This window comes from Rhodopseudomonas pseudopalustris (assembly GCF_900110435.1).
GTDB lineage: Bacteria > Pseudomonadota > Alphaproteobacteria > Rhizobiales > Xanthobacteraceae > Rhodopseudomonas > Rhodopseudomonas pseudopalustris.
In genome coordinates, this window is sequence record NZ_FODT01000007.1 from 274,512 (window position 1) to 291,421 (window position 16,910).

The 16,910-nt window shown below is 66.2% G+C and carries 9 protein-coding genes; 7 read left to right on the forward strand and 2 right to left on the reverse strand.

The window, feature by feature from the left end:
* The first annotated feature begins 33 nt into the window (after nucleotides 1-33).
* From BMY71_RS15635 to BMY71_RS15645, 3 genes are all read left to right on the forward strand, one after another.
* Complete coding sequence (locus BMY71_RS15635; protein ID WP_092684931.1) at nucleotides 34-1,494, forward strand: NAD(P)/FAD-dependent oxidoreductase; 1,461 nt, start codon at nucleotides 34-36, stop codon at nucleotides 1,492-1,494.
* 140 nt (nucleotides 1,495-1,634) lie between these two features.
* Nucleotides 1,635-2,132, forward strand: coding sequence for a peptide-methionine (R)-S-oxide reductase MsrB (gene msrB, locus BMY71_RS15640; protein WP_011502084.1), 498 nt, complete (start codon nucleotides 1,635-1,637; stop codon nucleotides 2,130-2,132).
* Between the two features lie 191 nt (nucleotides 2,133-2,323).
* Nucleotides 2,324-3,805: a glycosyltransferase family 39 protein gene (locus BMY71_RS15645; RefSeq protein ID WP_244526073.1), complete on the forward strand. Its 1,482-nt coding sequence runs from the start codon at nucleotides 2,324-2,326 to the stop codon at nucleotides 3,803-3,805.
* 16 nt (nucleotides 3,806-3,821) lie between these two features.
* On the opposite strand, the gene BMY71_RS15650 is transcribed toward BMY71_RS15645, so the two are convergent.
* Both BMY71_RS15650 and BMY71_RS15655 read right to left on the reverse strand, forming a co-directional pair.
* Nucleotides 3,822-4,094, reverse strand: a complete 273-nt coding sequence (locus BMY71_RS15650; protein WP_011502086.1) for a hypothetical protein — start codon at nucleotides 4,092-4,094, stop codon at nucleotides 3,822-3,824.
* 204 nt (nucleotides 4,095-4,298) lie between these two features.
* Nucleotides 4,299-8,582, reverse strand: coding sequence for an ATP-binding protein (locus tag BMY71_RS15655; RefSeq protein ID WP_092684933.1), 4,284 nt, complete (start codon nucleotides 8,580-8,582; stop codon nucleotides 4,299-4,301).
* A 281-nt stretch (nucleotides 8,583-8,863) separates the two neighbouring features.
* Here BMY71_RS15655 and BMY71_RS15660 point away from each other — a divergent pair, with 281 nt between their 5' ends.
* From BMY71_RS15660 to BMY71_RS15675, 4 genes are all read left to right on the forward strand, one after another.
* Nucleotides 8,864-10,696 carry a flagellar hook-basal body complex protein gene (locus BMY71_RS15660; protein WP_092684935.1) on the forward strand — a complete coding sequence of 611 codons (1,833 nt, stop codon included), beginning with the start codon at nucleotides 8,864-8,866 and terminating at the stop codon, nucleotides 10,694-10,696.
* A 44-nt stretch (nucleotides 10,697-10,740) separates the two neighbouring features.
* Nucleotides 10,741-12,612: a flagellar hook-associated protein FlgK gene (gene flgK, locus BMY71_RS15665; protein ID WP_092684937.1), complete on the forward strand. Its 1,872-nt coding sequence runs from the start codon at nucleotides 10,741-10,743 to the stop codon at nucleotides 12,610-12,612.
* 7 nt (nucleotides 12,613-12,619) lie between these two features.
* Nucleotides 12,620-14,227, forward strand: a complete 1,608-nt coding sequence (locus BMY71_RS15670) for a flagellin (protein ID WP_092684939.1) — start codon at nucleotides 12,620-12,622, stop codon at nucleotides 14,225-14,227.
* A gap of 291 nt (nucleotides 14,228-14,518) precedes the next feature.
* Complete coding sequence (locus BMY71_RS15675; protein WP_011502091.1) at nucleotides 14,519-16,807, forward strand: DUF1522 domain-containing protein; 2,289 nt, start codon at nucleotides 14,519-14,521, stop codon at nucleotides 16,805-16,807.
* The last annotated feature ends 103 nt before the right edge of the window (nucleotides 16,808-16,910 follow it).

Genomic DNA, 16,910 nt, shown 5'->3' on the forward strand with positions numbered 1-16,910 from the left:
GACAAGCGCCCAAGCTGCCCGTAAGGAAACGTCATGACCCCGCCGGCGACAAGTGCGACCAATGGACCGGACCGGTTCGCGCCCGATATGGCCGCGGATCCGCATGCGCGGCTGACATTCGACCTCGACGTCGACCTCTGTGTGATCGGGGCGGGCCTCGCCGGATTGTCGGTGGCGTTGGAGGCGGCGCAGCATGGCCTCAGCGTCGCGGTTCTGGAAGCGCGGCGGGTCGGCTGGAGCGCGTCCGGCTGCACGCTCGGCAGCGTGACCCCGGGCTACGGCGTGCCGATCGGCGACCTGATCGCGCGGATCGGCATCGCCCACACCCGCGAACTGTGGACGCTGTCGCGCGAGGGCATGGCGATCGTCCGCGACCGCGCCACCGAGGAGGCCATGCCGGGCATCGCGCTGTCGGCGGGCGCGCTCGAAGTCTCCAACGTCGATCTCGGCGACCGGCTGGTCGAACGGCTGCAGACCCTCGGGGTCGATTTCGCCACCGAAGTCGAGGGCTGGCAGATCGACCACGTTCGCGATGTGCTGCGCACCAAACGCTACTTCCATGCCATTCACTTTCCGGACGCGTTCCAGCTCGACGGCCGGCGCTATATGCGCGGCCTCGAGACGATGGCGCGCCGCGCAGGCGTCCGGATCTTCGAGGATACCCCGGCGCTCGGGATCGACTCCTCCGGAGTCCGCAAGCGGATCGTCACCCCGCACGCCCGGCTGCGCGCCTCCGACATCGTGCTCGCCGGCAACGTCCATCTCGGGTCGCCGTCGCGGCGGCTGAGCGAGACGCTGCTGCCGATGTGGCGCACCGCAGTGCTGACCGCGCCGCTCGGCGAGCGGCTGCAGCAGGCGATCGCCTTCACCGGCTCGATCGCCGACACCGACGGCGTCGATCACTACCGCATCGTCGGCGGCGACCGGCTGCTGTGGACCGGCCCGGAGACGACGTTCGAGGTCGCGCCGAAACGGCTCGAAGGCCTGATCCGGCGGCGGATCGCAGCGCTGTATCCGCAGCTCGGCGAAGCGCCGATCGAACGGAGCTGGAGCGGGGCGATCGGTCAGACCGTGCACGGCATGCCGCAGATCGGCGAATTGCGGCGCGGGCTGTGGGTCGCCAGCGGCTTCGGCCGCCAGGGGCTGGCGACCACGGCGATCGCCGGCCGGCTGATCGCGCAGGGCATCGTCCATGGCGACCAGCGCTGGCGGCTGTTCGACCCGTTCGAACTGGTCTGGGCCGGCGGCAAGATCGGCCGCGTCGTCGGCCAGGGCGTCAGCATCGTGGAACGGCGCGCCGCCATCACCGCGGGGCTCCTGGCGCGCTACCGCGAACGCGCCGCCGAACGCAGCCGGATCCGCGAGGAGCGCCTGGAAGCGGCCAATCGCGGCGCGCGGATCAACCGGCCGCAGCCACAGGCGGCGGCGCCGGAGCAGCGTGCCGAGACCGGCGTGCCGGACGCCCGCCGCAGCGAGCCCAGCACCATCGATTGAATTCGCTGCTCTGCACGCATTCGCGCTCGCGACAATGTGAGTGCGCGGGCAGGGCGCTGGTGTAACTTCAGGCGGCTCGTTTGCGTATCTCGGGCTGACGCCATTCGGGCCTGCTTCGCCCCGCATTGCTGGGAGACATGATGATCGACCGCCGTATCCTGCTCGCTTCTGCCGCTCTGGCCGCCTTGTTCGGTTTCCGCTGGCTGCGGCCGGACGCCGCCCGCGCCGCGGAGAAATTCGAGATCGAGAAGACGCCGGAGGAATGGCGGGCGCAGCTGACGCCGATGCAGTACAAAATCCTGCGCGAGGAGGGCACCGAGCGGCCGTTCTCGAGCCCGCTGCTGAAGGAACACCGCAAGGGCACCTTCTCCTGCGCCGGCTGCGACCTGCCGCTGTTTGCGTCCGACACGAAATACGACAGCGGCACCGGCTGGCCGAGCTTCTGGCAGCCGCTTCCGAACGCGGTCGGCGAGCGCAAGGATTCCACGCTCGGCATGGTCCGCACCGAAGTGCATTGCCGCCGCTGCGGCGGCCATCTCGGCCACGTGTTCGACGACGGCCCGAAGCCGACCGGCCTGCGCTACTGCATGGACGGCTTCGCGCTGACCTTCAAGCCGGCGACGTCGGGCGCAACCTGACGCCAAGCGCCGGCGGGCATTTCGTCGCGGAACGCGCCCGCAGTGGAGAAAACCTCTTGTCGGCGCGTCTCAAGCGGTCGGTTTTCCGAGAGATAATCGGGAACTCCGATTGACAACACTGCGCCACGTCCGCATCTAGCCGCCAACATTAACTTTTGGAAATGTCGGCGGCTGACCTGATGGATCGAACCTTGTCCCGGTCGGGATTTTCCATCGGTCTGATGGCGCTCGTCGTCGCCGTGCTGGTGTTGCCGGTCGGGCTGGCCGCGTTGGTGTTCCCGACACCGCTTTACGATACCCGCGAACTGGTCGCATGGGGACGGCACTTCCCGCTGCTGACGCCGGTGCATCCGCCGGTGATGGTGTGGGTCGGCGGCGCGGTGGATTGGCTGTTCGGGCCGTCCGGCACCGCGATCGTGTTCGTCAACCAGATCTGCCTCGCGGTCGGCCTCGGCTATCTCTACGCTACGCTGCGCCTGCTGGTCGACCGCGCGATGGCGGCCTACATTCTGGCGCTGGCCGCGACGTCGTTCTACGTCGTGTTCGGGCCGCTGTCCTGGGCGCTCAACGCCGACATCCTGCAGCTCACCTCCTGGCCCGCGGTGCTGTATCACTTCCTGCGCGGGCGCAGCACGGATCGCTGGCTGCACTGGATCCTGCTCGGGGTGTGGACGGCGATCGCGGCGCTGACCAAGTACAATGCCGCCGTGCTGTTCATCGGGATGGCGGCCGGCGTGCTCGTCTTGCCGGCGTTCCGCGCCTGTCTGCGTCGGCCGGGCCTCTATGTCGCGGCGCTGGTCGGCGCGCTGCTGTTCCTGCCGCACGTCATTGCGGCGCTGCGCTATGGCACTACCATCGCGTATGGCGAACGGCACTTCACCGGCTTCGGATCGATCGAAGATACCGCGCGGCGGCTCGGCCTGCTCGTCGCCGGCTATCTGCCGCTGCTGCTGCCCGGCGCCATCGTCCTGGCGATCGCGGTGGCGCGGCGGATGGTGGTGTGGCGCGTGCCGCGCCTTGCGCAGATCAGCGACGATCTGAGATTCGTCGTGATCGTCAACGTCACGATGTTCGTCGTGCTGCTCGTGCTGATCGCCGTGTTCGGGCTGGAATATATCGCCCGCTACGGCGCACCCTTCGCCGAACTCGCGGTGCTGGCGCTGGCGCCGCTGTTCACCTGGAACGAGGCCCGGCGCGACCTCGCGGTGCGCCAGACGGTGCAATCGCTCGGCGCGCTCTACGCCGTGCTCGCGGTCGGCGTGTCGGCCATCTATCTGTTCTTCGCCTCGCACAGCGGGCTGCAGGAGCCGACCGCACAGGCCGCCCGCATCATGCTCGCGGACTGGAACAGCAAGTACACCTGCGGCCCGGGCTATTTCCTGGGCGATCGCCAGACGGTCTACGGCATCGGCATCGCGGCCGGCCCCGATGGCGACTCGATGACGATCAATTTCATCCCGAAGGCGCGCTGGTTCGATGCCACGAAGCTCGAATCCAACGGCGCCGTGCTGGTCTATACGCTGCCGCAGGCGCCCGCCGATTTCGCGGCGGCGTTCCCCGATCTGAAAATGTCGGATGAAAAGCGCATCAGCGTGTCGGTGCTGCGGACCCATAGCGGCAAGACCAAGGAATACTTCTACCGCCTGGTCGCGCCGAAGGCGTGCGGGGGCTGAGCGCCGGGGCGGTCGCTCACCCCAACAGCGCGTGCCATTTCCGGGCGGCTTCGATCGCTGCGGGGCGCAGCGTATCGGCGGGCAGGCCGCGGTGCAGGGCCTTGGCGTATTCGCACACGGCCATGAAAGTCGAGGCGCGTGCCTCGTCGACCTCGAACGAATGCGGCGTGCCGTCGCCGGTCACCATTCCGACCAGCCCGTTGAGGATTCCCAACGCCGCCTTCGAATCGGCCAGCTCGGTCTGCTGCAAACTCTGCAGCACGTGCTGCGCCATCTCGCCTTCGCTCATTGCTGTTTCTGCTCCGGGAATTCTGATCCGGTCGTTTGATACCATGCCGGGCGGCCGGATGTCCTGATCTGGCGCAAGGCGGAACCGGCGCTGCAGCGGGATGACTTGTCCTCGATCGTCATCGAGCCCCAGCCTGTGATCCGAGCATGATCGGTTCCGAGAACCGAAGTCCAAATTCGGGATCATGCTCTCGGCCAGTGCCGGTCAGGTCAGCGCCCGGCGGTTCTCCGTCATCGCCCGGCGCAGCACCTTCGACAGGTCCTCGACCGAATACGGCTTGTGTAGCAGTTCGAAGCCGTGATGCCCGTCGTCGGCCAGCACGTGGGCGTAGCCGGAATTGAGGACGACCGGGAGGTTCGGCAGGCGCTTTCTGATTTCACGGCCGAGCGCGACGCCGTCCATGCCGGGCATCACCACGTCGCTGAGCACGATGTTGAACCGGGCGGCGTCCTGATCGAGCAGTTTCAGCGCCTGCTCGGCGCTCGACGCCAGCACCGTCTCGTAGCCGAGGTCGTGCAGCAATTGCGTCGAGAATTCTCCCACCTCGGAATTATCTTCCACCACGAGCACGCAGCTGCGCTCCTGCGACTTGCCGGTCTCGCCGCTCGGCGTACGCTCGCGCGATTCGATCGGCTTGGCGCTGAGCGGCAGCCGCAGCGTGATGGTGGTGCCTGCGCCGACTTCGCTGTCGACGGTGACGTTGCCGCCGGATTGCTTGGCGAAACCATAGACCTGCGACAGGCCGAGGCCGGTGCCGCGGCCGATCTCCTTGGTGGTGAAGAACGGCTCGAAGATGCGGTCGATCTTGTCCGGCGGGATGCCGGAGCCGGTGTCGGCGATCGACACCGCGACGACCCCCTCGATACCCGCGGCGGTTTCCTGCGCGGTCGGGCTGGCCCGTGCGACGCGGATTTCCAGCGCGCCCTGGCCGTCCATCGCATCGCGGGCGTTGGCGACCAGATTGACCAGCGCCGCGTCGAACTGGTTGGCGTCGGCCTCGACCGCGAGGGGCCGCTCGGCGACCGTCAGCGCGAAGCTCGCGCGCGAGCCGAGCGCAGTCTTCAGCATCTCGGCGATCTGCTCGATCTGGTGGGCCGCGTCGAACACCTGGCGGTTCTGGGCGTGACGGCGCGCGAAGGTGAGAAGCTGGCCGGTCAGCTTGGCGGCGCGGTCAGCGGTGTCGGAGATCGCATCGACATAGCGGCGCATCCGATCCGGCGGCAATTCGCGCCGGCGCAACAGGTCGGCGGAGGAGCGGATCACGGTCAGCAGATTGTTGAAGTCGTGCGCGACGCCGCCGGTGAGCTGGCCGATCGCCTCCATCTTCTGCGCCTGACGGAACGCCTCTTCGGCCTTGCGCCGCTCGGTGATCTCGACCGCCTCCGGCACGATCGCGATGACTTGGCCCTGCGCGTCGTGGACCGGACGCATCTGGAAGTCGAACCAGCGCCAGCCGCCGACCGGCAGATTGATGTGCAGCTCGCGCCGCACCGTCTCTCCGGCGGCGACCGCCGCCACCGCATCGCGGATCATCTCCGACATGCCCGGCGTACCGACGATCCACGGCGTTTCCCACAGCGGCTTGCCGACGATGTCCTCGAGCTTCGCGTCGATCCCGGACAGCGAGGTGAGGTTGGCGTCGATCAGCGTGCCGTCGAGCGCCAGCAGCGCCTGATAGGTGTAGCTTGCGGCGAAGATGGTGCGCAGCCGCGCTTCCTTCTGCCGCAATTCGGCGGTGCGCTCGGCGACCTGTTCCTCGAGCTGGTCGTTGAGTTCGCGTAGCGCCGCGACAGCCCGCTTGCGGTCGGTGATGTCGCGGAAATAGACCGAGATGCTCTGACCGTTGGTCGGCGACACGCGCAGGTGAAACCAGCGCTTGCTCGGCGGATGGTAGCTTTCGAATTCGGCGCCGATCCGGTCGGTCATGGCGCTGCGATAGCTGCGCTCGATCATCGTGCCGGCCATCGCCGGATAGACCTCCCAGTAGTTCTTGCCGAGCAGCTCGGCGGCAGGGCGCCGCATCAGCCGCTCGGCGGCGGCGTTGACGTAGGTGAAGCGGAAATCGCCGTCGAGCGCGATGAAGCCGTCGCTGATGCTGGCGAGGATGCCTTCGGCGCGTTCGCGCGCCGCCTGCGCCTCCTGCCGCAACGCGTGCTCGGTGCGCAGCGCCTCGCGCCGCACCTCGGCGATGTCGAGGTTGGAGCGCACCCGCGCCAGCAATTCGCGGGCGCTGAACGGCTTGCTGAGATAGTCGTCGGCGCCGGCCTCGAGTCCCTCGACCCTCGCTTCCTCGCCGGCGCGGGCGGAGAGGAAGATAACCGGCACATCGGCGAGCGTGGAATCGTTGCGCAGTGCCTTCAGCAGGCTCAGTCCGTCGAGCCGCGGCATCATGATGTCGGAGATCACCAGATCTGGGCGCTGCTTCCACGCCGCCTCCAGCGCCGCGACGCCGTCGCCGACCGCGTCGACCTCGTAGCTCTCGCCGAGCAGGCGGGCGACGTAGTCGCGCATGTCTGGGTTGTCGTCGGCGAGCAGGACGCGGGGGCGCGCCACGCCGCCGCGGCTTGCGCCGAATCCGAGATCCTCCGCCGTGGAGGCGTGCGGTCGACCGGCGTCGATTTCGGCGTCACCTTCACCCTGCAGCCAGCCCATCGCTTCGTCGAGATAGGCCTGGGCGCGGACATTGGTGGAGATCTGCAAAGCGGAATGCTGCGGGCGTTCGGCTGGCAGATGCGCGGCGCCGAACGGCAATGTGACGCGGAACGCGCTGCCGCGGCCGAGTTCGCTCTCGACGCTGAGGCTGCCGCTGTGCAGCTTGACCAGTTCCTGCACCAGCGCGAGCCCGATGCCGCTGCCCTCGATCGAGCGGCCGCGCGCGCCTTCGACCCGGCGGAAGCGTTCGAACAGATGCGGGATTTCGGTCGGCGGAATGCCGGTGCCGGTGTCGCTGACGACGATTTCGGCGGAGCGGCCGTCCGGGCCGGCGCGGACCGTCACGGCGATCTCGCCCGCGAAGGTGAACTTGAAGGCGTTGGACAGCAGATTGAGGACGATCTTCTCCCACATCTCGCGGTCGACATAGACCGCCTGCGGCAGCGGTGGCGCATCGATGATGAGCCGTAGCCCGGCCTTGTCGATGGCCGAGCGGAAGTTGGAGGCGAGTTCGGCGGTGAAGGACGGCAGATCGACCGGGGTGAATTGCGCGGTGACGCGGCCGGCCTCGATCCGTGCGAAGTCGAGCAGGGTGTTGACCAGCTTCAGCAACCGCAAGCCGTTGCGATGCGCGATCCCGAGCAGCGCCTGCTGCTCGTCCGGCAGCGCCGCCTGGGTCATCACTTCCTCGAGCGGGCTCAGCATCAGCGTCAGCGGCGTGCGGAATTCGTGGCTGACATTGGAGAAGAAGGCAGTCTTGGCGCGGTCGATCTCGGCCAGCGCCTCGGCGCGGCGGCGCTCTTCCTCGTAGGCGTCGCCATTGGTCACCGCGGCGGCGATCTGCGCGGCGACCAGGGTGAGGAAGTCCCGATAGGCGGCGTCGTACAACCGGAACGGGTTGAGGCCGGCGATCAGGAAGCCGGGCTGGCCGGTGTCGCCGCTCGACGGGATCGGCAACACGATCGCCTGGCTCGGCGGCTGGCGCCAGCCGCCGGCCGGGAAATCGAATCCGAATTGCGCCGACAGATCGCGCAGCAGCCGCGGTTCGTTGAACCGCAGCGCCTCGGCGAGCGGCCAGCATTCGGCGCCGTCGACCAGCGACAGCACCGGCTTGACGCCGGGATGGTCGGCGTCGATCCCGGCCGACGCGGCGAGCCGGACACTCGAGCCGCCGGGCTCCATCAGATAGATCATCGCGAAAGGCAGGTCGCGGGGATCGGTCGCCAGCGCTTTCGCGGTGCTTTCGCAGGCCTGCGCGACGGTGCGGGACTGCGCGGCGTTGCTGGCCAGTTCGCGCAGCAGCGACAATTGCCGCTCGCTGATCACGCGCTGAGTGTCGTCGGTGTTGGCGCAGAAGATTCCGCCGGCGGAGCCGTCGTCGGTCGGGATCGGGCTATAGGAGAAAGTGTAGTAGGTCTCCTCGGGGAAGCCGTTGCGCTCCATGATCAGGAGTTGGGCTTCGACATAGGTGCCTTCGTCGCCGCCCATCGCCTTGGCGAGCAGGGGGCCGATGTCGTCCCAAATCTCGTGCCACACCTCTCTGGTGGGACGCCCCAGCGCCCATGGATGCTTGCCGCCGATGATCGCCTTGTAGGGATCGTTATAGAAATAGGTCAGCTGCTCGCCCCAGCCGATCCAGATCGGCTGCTGCGAGGTCAGCATGATGCGAACTGCGGTCTTGAGCGCCTGCGGCCATTGCTCCGGGGGGCCAAGCGGTGTGGCCGCCCAATCGAATCTCCGCAACAGGCTCGTGAGCTCGCTGCGTCCCAGGAAAAGGGTCTCGTGACCAGCGGCTCCGCGCCCGGGCGATGACCCCGGCCATTCGACGTCTGCCAACTATTCCCCCGACACATTGAACGGGCCGAACGCGCCGGGCCGCCAAAAGTTCCATCCGGAACTCTGCAATCCGCGTTCAGGGAGCCATGCCTCCGATGACCGGCAAATGTTGCCCTCCCGGCAAATCCGGCCCTGCGCGCGCAGCTCCGCCATTCACCTATCACATTGATATAAATGAATTTTGTGTGTTGGCACGGCGCTTGCGGGGGTCTTGGCCAGATCGTGTCGTGACATCCGACAACAAGCGGCCGCGGGTCGGCTCGAATTGGGAGAAGTGAGTAATGGGTATCTTCGGCGCTCTCACCACCTCGGTCGCGGGCCTGCGCGCAAATTCCTACGCGCTGGAGAACATCTCCGGAAACATCGCGAACTCGCAGACCACCGCCTTCAAACGGGTCGACACCGCATTCCTCGATCTGATCCCGCAGGCCGGCACCAACGCGCAGGTCGCGGGCTCGGTGACTTCCGAATCGCGGCTCACCAACACGCTGTCGGGGTCGGTGCAATCGGCCTCGGTGTCGACCTACATGGCGATCAACGGCGAGGGCTTCTTCGCGGTGCAGAAGCCCGGCTCGTTCTCCGACAACAGCCCGGTGTTCACCGGCGTCAACAACTACACCCGGCGCGGCGACTTCTCGCTCGACAAGAACGGCTATCTGGTCAACGGCGCCGGCTATTATCTGCAGGGCGTGGCGATCGATCCGACCACCGGCAACCCGGTCGGCAGCACGCCGACGGTGCTGAAATTCCAGAACGACTTCCTGCCGTCGCAGGCGACGACCAAGATCAGCTATCGCGCCAATCTGGCGAGCTATCCGCTCACTACCAAGAATGACAAGTCGGTCCCGGGGTCGGAGCTGTTGCGCCCTGCGGATTTCACGTCCAACCCGCAGGTTGCCGGCACCGCACCGCCGCCGTTCGCCGACAACACCAAGGTCGGCCTGCAAAAGAACAGCAAGGCCGGCACGGCGATCACCGCCGCGACGCTGTTGAAGGGCGCCGCCGCGACCAACTCGGCCAGCGCCGACTTCACCATCACCGACACCATCACGGTCGGCACCGGCGGCTCCGCCAAGACGATCGCGTTCTACGATTCCGGCGCCGGCGGCTCGGCCGGCGCGGCGCCGAACACCACCTATCTCGATCTCGCAACGGCCACGGTCGGCAATCTGCTCGGCGCGATCGACACCGCGAACGGCAACGGTGGCAGCCCGTCGTCGGTGGCCACCGGCGCGATCACGCTGCACACCGGCATCGCGGCCGACCTGACGCTGACATCGACCTCCGCCGGCTTCGCGTCGCTCGGCCTGACCAGCCCGGTCAGCGTCGCCCGCCTCGGCGGCGGCAGCGTGGGCACCGGCCAGGTGACCGGCGCGGAGAACCAGACCTTCCTCGACGAATCGATTTCGGGCGGCGCGACCACCGCCTATGACGGCAGCGGCGCGCCGGTGAACGTGCAGTTCCGATGGGCCAAGATCGACTCGGCCGCGCTCGGCGTCGGCCATAACGACACCTGGAACCTGTTCTACCAGGTCAATCCAGGCGCCACCGGCAGCCAGGTCGCCTGGCAGAACGTCAACACCAATTTCAGCTTCAACTCCACCGGCCAGATGAACCCGGTGATCGGCCAGCTCGCGCTTTCGAACCTCACGGTGTCGGGCGTCTCGCTCGGTAACGTCACGATGTCGTTCGGCACCGGCGGCCTGACCCAGTTCTCCGACACCAACGGCAACGTCCAGGTCAACCAGCTGCAGCAGGACGGCTACGCCGCCGGGCAATTGACCAGCGTCTCGGTCAGCAACGAGGGACGCGTCGTCGGCGCCTATTCCAACGGTCGCAATATCGACCTCGCCGAAGTCAGCGTCGCCACCTTCAACGGCGCCAACTTCCTCAAGCGCATCGACGGCGGTGCGTTCGAAGTGACCAACGAATCCGGCGAGGCGCTGTACGGCAAGGGCGGCAGCATCTCGGGCTCGTCGCTGGAATCGTCCAACACCGATATCGCCGACGAATTCACCAAGCTGATCGTCACCCAGCAGGCCTATTCGGCCAACACCAAGGTCATCACCACGGCCAACACCATGGTGCAGGATCTGCTCAACGTGATGCGCTGAGCCGCGCGTTGCATCGTTTCGTTCGTTCAAACCGGTAGTTAGTCATGGGTCTCGGAGACGCACTTTCGATCGCAATGGCCGGCCTGCGCGCCAATCAGGCCTCGATGTCGCTGGTGTCGTCCAACGTCGCCAACGCCGAGACGCCGGGTTACGTCCGCAAGACCGTCGATCAGATCACCACCACTGCCGGCCCGTCTGGCAGCGGTGTTTCGATCATCGGCGTCAACCGCGAACTCGACGCCTATCTGCAGTCGCAGCTTCGCACCGAAACCTCGGGCGCCTCCTACGCCTTGCTGCGCTCCGACTTTCTGAAGCAATTGCAGGGCCTGTATGGCAACCCGAATTCGACCGGCACCCTGGAGAACGCGTTCAACAGTTTGACCGCCGCGGTGCAGGCGCTCGGCACCAGCCCCGACAGCACCTCGGCGCGAATCGGCGTGCTCAACGCCGCGCGGGTGGTGGCGGGCGGGCTCAACGCGACATCCAACGGAATCCAGTCGCTCCGCTCCGGCGCCGAGACCGGACTGGCCGACAGCGTCAACACGGCGAACAATCTGCTGCAGCGGATTGCATCGATCAACAACAACATCCGCACCAATCCCGCGGGGGGCACCTCGACCGACGCGGCGACCGCGTCGCTGCTCGACCAGCGTGACGCGGCGATCAGCCAGCTCTCGCAACTGATGGACATCCGCGTCGTCACCGACGGCTCCAATCGGGCCACGGTGTTCACCGGCTCCGGAATGCAGCTCGTCGGTATGCAGGCGGCCAAGCTGTCCTTCGATGCGCAGGGCACCGTGACGCCGAGCACGACCTGGAGCTCGAACTCGGCGACGAGCCAGCTCGGTTCGGTCAAGATCACCTATGCGGATGGTGGCACGATCGACCTCACCAGTTCGCTGAAATCGGGCACGATTGCGGCCTATATCGAGCTGCGCGACAAGACTCTGGTGCAGGCCCAGACCCAGCTCGATCAATTCGCGGCGTCGATGGCGAGCGCTTTGTCCGACAAGACCACCGCCGGAACCCCGGCGACGTCGGGCGCGCAGGCCGGCTTCGCGCTCGATCTGACCAACATGAAGCCCGGCAACACCTTCAACATCAGCTACACCGACACGACGACAGGCGCGCAGCGCACGGTGTCGGTGATGCGGGTCGACGATCCCTCGGTGCTGCCGCTGCCGCAGACCGCGACGCTCGATCCCAACGACTATGCGGTCGGCATCGACTTCTCGGGCGCGTCGGGATCGATCACCGCACAGCTCAACGCCGCGCTGAACGCCAAGAACCTGGAGTTCACCGGCACGTCGCCGAACATCACCGTGCTCAACAATCCAGGCTTCTCGACGGTGACTGCGGCCTCGGTGACCACGACCGAAACCTCGCTGACCGGCGGCAGCGCCGAGGTGCCGTTGTTCACCGACGGCTCGTCGGCCTACACCGGCGTGCTCAGCGGCACCGGAGCGCAGATGACCGGCTTCGCGCAGCGCATAGCGGTCAATTCCGGACTGATCATCGATCCGTCGCGGCTGGTGGTGTATTCGACCACGCCGCCCACCGCGGCCGGCGACACCACGCGGCCGGACTTCCTCACCAAACAGCTCACCACCAGCAAGTATCTGTACTCGGCGGCGACCGGGATCGGTTCGACCAGTGCGCCGTATAACGGCACGCTGTCGAGCTACCTGCAGCAGTTCGTCGGTCAGCAAGGCTCCGACGCATTGGCGGCATCGCAACTCGCCGAGGGGCAGAGCGTCGTGCTGAATACGCTGCAGCAAAAGTATTCGACCAGCTCCGGCGTCAACATGGACGAAGAGATGGCGCATCTGCTGTCGCTTCAAAACGCGTATTCGGCGAATGCACGGGTGATGTCGACGGTGAACCAGATGTATCAGGCCCTGATGCAGGTGATGTGAGGCGGCTATGGCAATCGATGGCGTAAGTGGGCGTACTTCCTACATCGGCTCCGGAATTCTCAATCTCCGCAGTCAACTCGACAACCTGAGCCAGCAGCTTTCGAGCGGGCGGATCTCGCAGACCTATGCCGGCGACGGCACCGGCCGCACGTTGGCGATCGGGATGCGTGAGCAACTGGCGAATATCTCCAGCTATTCCGACACGATGGTCAACATCAACACCCGTATCGGCGTCGCCAATCTGTCGCTGCAGCGGCTGAACGCCATCGGCAGCGAGGTCAAGGGCGCGGCGGCGAGCGCCGGCTCGACGCTCGACAACACCGGGCAGACGCCGGGCCAAAAGACGGCCGGGCTCGACTTTTTCGATTCCGTGGACATGCTGAATGCGCAGACCGGGGACCGCTATCTGTTCTCCGGGCGCGCCACCGACACCGCGCCGGTGACGGCTGCCGACCAGATCATGAACGGCAACGGCGCCGGCATCGCCGGGCTGAAGCAGGTCGTCAGCGAGCGCCACGATGCCGATGTCGGCACTAACGGCATGGGACGCACGATCATCTCCGCCGGCGCGACGCCGACCTCGGTACAGATCGGCGAGGATTTCGCCGCCAATCCCTTTGCGCTGCCGACGCCGATCGGCGCTTCGCCGTTCGGACTGAAGATCGCATCGATTGCCACCACGATCGTCGGCGCCACGGTGACCCAGCCGATCGAGACGCCGCCGACCACGCCGCCGGCCGCGCCCAATCCGGTGGCGATGGGGATCGATCTCGGCGCCACCATTCCGAAGAATGGCGATGCCGTCTCGTTCACGTTCAACATGCCGGACGGAACCCAGGAGACACTCAAGCTGACCGCGTCGTCGCAGACGCCATTGCCCGCGAATAGTTTCGCGATCGATCCGGGCGACCCGTTGGCGGTGCCGCCGGTGCCGGCCTCGCCGTCGATCACCGCCGCGAACATGCAATCCGCGCTGACGGACGCGGTGAAGAAATTGTCAGGCAGCGCGCTGTCGGCCGCGTCGGCGATCAAGGCCGGCGACGACTTCTTCAACAAGACGCCGCCTCTGCGCGTCGCCGGCACAGCGCCGTTCGGCAACGCTACCGCGCAGGTCGTCGCAACCAAAGCCGACACCGTGTTCTGGTACAATGGCGAGCCGGACTCGCCGAGCGATCCGGCGCGCGGCACCGCGATCGGCCGGGTCGACGATTCGATCACTGTCCAGTATGGCGCCCGCGCCGACGAGCAGGCGCTGCGCAAGCAGTTGCAGACCGTCGCGGTGTTCGCGGCGGTCACCACCTCGGCGACCGATCCTTACGGCTCCGACAAGATGGCCGCGCTCAACCAGAGGGTGGCGGCGAATCTCGCGACCGAGCCGGGCCAGCAATCGATCCAGAACATCCAGGCCGACCTTGCCGGCTCGCAGGCGGCGATGAAGGCCACCAAAGATCGCCAGACCCAGACCAAGGCGCTGGCGCAGACGATGCTCGACTCGATCGAGGGCGTGAACAACGACGAGGTCGCGACCAAGCTTCTGGCGCTGCAGACCAGTCTGCAGGCGTCGTATCAGGTGACTTCGCAGCTCTACCAAATGAGCCTCGTCAAGTTTCTTTAGTTAAGACTTACTAAACGAACAGCCGCCGTTGCGTCGATCGCACGGCGGCCTTTTTGCGTGTCCGATCGACGGCGCGGCGGCGCAAGTCACACGGAAACCAAGGGCTTCCTGGAAAATCGCTCGCCCGTCATTGCGACCGGCGCAGGTTGTTAGATCCGCAACCCTCGTGGTTTTACGCGGATTTCGATCCGTTAAAACCACTGCCTCTCCTTTACGCATTTTTAGAGTGTGCCGGTCATGGTTCCGCAGTCGATCAAGAAGATCGCAGTTGCACACCAGGAAGGTAGCAAAATGTCAGGTATCGTTCTCTCGAACGCCGTCCGCCAGAATCTTTCGTCGCTCCAGGCCACGGCTGATCTGCTCGCCACCACCCAGAGCCGTCTTTCGTCCGGCAAGAAGGTGAACTCGGCTCTCGACAATCCGACCAACTTCTTCACCGCGTCGGGTCTCGATGCCCGCTCCAGCGACATTAACAACCTGCTCGACGGTATCGGCAACGGCGTGCAGATCCTGCAGGCCGCCAACACCGGCATCACCTCGCTGACCAAGCTGGTCGATAGCGCCAAGTCGATCGCCAACCAGGCCCTGCAGACCGTCTCGGGCTATTCGACGAAGTCGAATGTCTCGACCACGATCACCGGTGCCACTGCCAACGACCTCCGCGGCACTACCAGCTACTCCAGCACTTCCGCGGCGGGTAACGTGCTGTATTCGGGCGCCGCCGGCGGTGCCACGGCTGCGACCTCGGCTGCGACCCTCGGTGGCACTGCTGGTTCGCTTGTCGGGTCTGGCGTGGTCAACAACAACCTCACGGTTCCGGTGGCAATCGATTCGACCACCCGTCTGTTCGCAGCGGGCGGTGGCGGCACTGCCGGTCTTACCACCCAGGCAAACACCACCTTCACCGATGGTTCGAAGCTGTCGGTCAACGGCAAGACCATCACCTTCAGTGCGACGGCGGTTCCCGGTGCCAGCGCCGTTGCGGCCGGCTCCAGCCTGTCCAGCACGAACGTCGTGACCGACTCCGGCGGCAACTCGACGGTTTATCTCGGGACCGCTGCAGACTCAGCGGCCACGGTCGGCGATCTGATGGCCGCGATCGATGTCGCCAGCGGCGCACAGTCGATCACCGCGATCAACGCCACCACCAAGATCGCGACCTTGACCGGCGGTGCGGGCGCATCTTCGATCACCGGCGGCACCGTCACGTTGAAAAGCTCGACCGGCGCCGATCTGTCGATCTCTGGCACCGCAGACATGCTGGCGTCCCTGAAACTCACGGCGTCGCTGGGTTCGAGCGTCACGACTGTCGCCGCTGCTCGTGCCACCTCGTCGTCCAGCCTCGGCAGCCTGATCGAGGACGGCTCGACGCTGAACGTCAATGGCAAGACCATCACCTTCAAGAACACGCTGTCGACCGACGTGAATGCGATTCCGACCGGCTTCGGCAAGCCGAGCGGCGCGCATTACGCCACCGACGGCAACGGCAATTCGACCGTGTTCCTGCAGGACGCGACGGCTGCCGACATGCTGTCGGCGATCGACCTCGCCACTGGCACCAAGAGCGCGACCATTGCCACCAGCGTCGCCACAGTGACGACCCCGGCCGGCAACGTCGCGTCGACGGTGCTGAGCGGCGCGCTCAAGCTGTCGACCGGTACCGCGGCCGACCTCTCGATCACTGGTACCGGCAACGCACTCGCCGCCCTCGGCCTCAACGGCCCGACAGGCACCGACACCTCGTTCAACGCATCGCGGACGGCGAGCGCCGGCAATGTCAGCGGCAAGTCCTTGACCTTCACCTCCTTCAAGGATGGTGCGGCGGTGAATGTCACCTTCGGTGACGGCACCAACGGCACCGTCAAGTCGCTCGCCCAGCTCAACACTGCGCTTGCGGCCAACAACATGGTGGCGGTGGTTGACAATGCGACCGGCAAGCTGACGATCTCGGCGTCGAACGATTTCGCTTCCCACACATTGGGAAGCAGCGACGGCGGCGCGATCGGTGGCACACTGAGTTCGACACTGACCTTCTCGTCTGCGTCGGCTCCGGTGGCTGATACCAATGCCCAGAACACCCGCGCCGGCCTGGTCAAGCAATACAACGACATCATGGACCAGATCAAAACCACGGCCCAGGATGCCTCGTTCAACGGCGTCAACCTGCTCGACGGTGACACGCTGAAGCTGGTGTTCAACGAAACCGGCAAGTCGACGATCTCGATCCAAGGCGTCAGCTACAATCCGACCGGCCTCGGCCTGTCGACCCTGACTTCGGGCACCGACTTCATCGACAACGATGCGACCAACTCCGTGTTGGCCAAGCTGAGCACCGCATCGACGACCCTGCGGTCGCAGGCCTCGGCGTTCGGTTCGAACCTCTCGATCGTCCAGGCGCGTCAGGACTTCTCGAAGAACCTGATCAACGTGCTGCAGACCGGCTCGTCGAACCTGACGCTGGCCGACACCAACGAGGAAGCGGCCAACAGCCAGGCGCTGTCGACCCGCCAGTCGATCGCGGTGTCCGCGCTGTCGCTCGCCAACCAGTCGCAGCAGGGCGTGCTCCAGCTGCTGCGCTGATCTGAAGCGAACGTTCAGTTAACGATCTGGAAACGGCGGGGGAAACCCCGCCGTTTTTCTTTGATTCGCGTCGGAGATTGGGACTGCGAGGATGCCGGCGGCG